This is a genomic window from Nocardioides sp. Leaf374 (genome assembly GCF_916862475.1).
In the GTDB taxonomy this organism is placed as follows: Bacteria; Actinomycetota; Actinomycetes; order Propionibacteriales; family Nocardioidaceae; genus Nocardioides; species Nocardioides kribbensis.
Genome location: NZ_CAKASO010000086.1, coordinates 1 through 988, shown reverse-complemented (window position 1 = coordinate 988; position 988 = coordinate 1). Strand labels below are relative to the sequence as shown.

1 pseudogene is annotated in these 988 nt (G+C 73.0%); it reads right to left on the bottom strand.

Annotated elements, in window-relative coordinates:
• Positions 1 to 988, bottom strand: a pseudogene (locus LPA27_RS19150) (hypothetical protein); the annotation flags it as partial.

The window sequence follows — 988 nt, the reverse complement described above, 5'->3', positions numbered from 1 at the left end:
GTGCAGCCGGGGAAGACGCAGCGTGGGTCGCGCAGGGTGACGTGTTCGCGCATCCAGGGTGGTGGGTCGTGTCGGTCCACGGCTCCGGCGGTGGTGGGGTCGAGGTCGATGACGGGTCTCACGTAGACCTTGGTGCCAAGGAGCCAGCGGCGCAGGGTGGTGGTGGAGACGACGCCGAGGCCTTCGACGACCGCGGTGCCGGGTGGTGGTCCGGTGCGGTCGATCTGGGACAGGTGGCTGGTCTCGTGGTGGCGGTGGACCGGGGTGGGGCGCAGGTCGGGACCGGTGGTGCGGTACGGGTCGCCCGCAGGCTGCTCGTGCTCAGGCTGGTCTTCTCCGGGCCGCTCGTGCGCGGGATGCTCGTCCGCGGGCTGGGCGTCGGTGGGCTGTGCGTCGGGCGTGGGGTGGCTTCGAGACGCTCGCTGCGCTCGCTCCTCAGCCACCGGGGTCGTGACCTGTCCAGCGAGAGTGGTCCCTAGATCGTTGTCGGTGGTCGCGGCGGGGATTCGAGACGCTCGCTGCGCTCGCTCCTCAGCCGCCGTGGTTGCCGCGGTTGCCGCGGGCGGTCCTGTCGCAGGCTCGGGAACGGGATCGGCCGTGTCCTCGGGGGCGGACAGGTCGCGGGGGTCGGGGGGTGGTTCCTCGGCGGGGGCCTCGCTGGGCGGCGGGGGTCCCTCGCAGGTCGGGGGCATGGTTGCGGCCTGGTCCTCAGCGAGGGCGCGGGCCGTGTCGTGGGCGGCGAGGGTCTCGGCGCGTGCGAGGTCCTCGGGGCGCAGGTGGAGGTAGACGACCCGTTCCTTGGCAGTGGTGGGTTCGACGGAGTCGAGGGCGGTGAGGCCTTGGGCGCGGTCGGTGATGACGCCGATGGCGCGGGCCTTGCGGACCTCCAGCGACTCGACCACTGCTCCGGTCGAGGTCTGGTGGCGGCCGAGCTCGGCGGCGGTGGCGCAGATCAGGTCGTGGAAGCGGGTGAGGTCTTGGGTGTCGC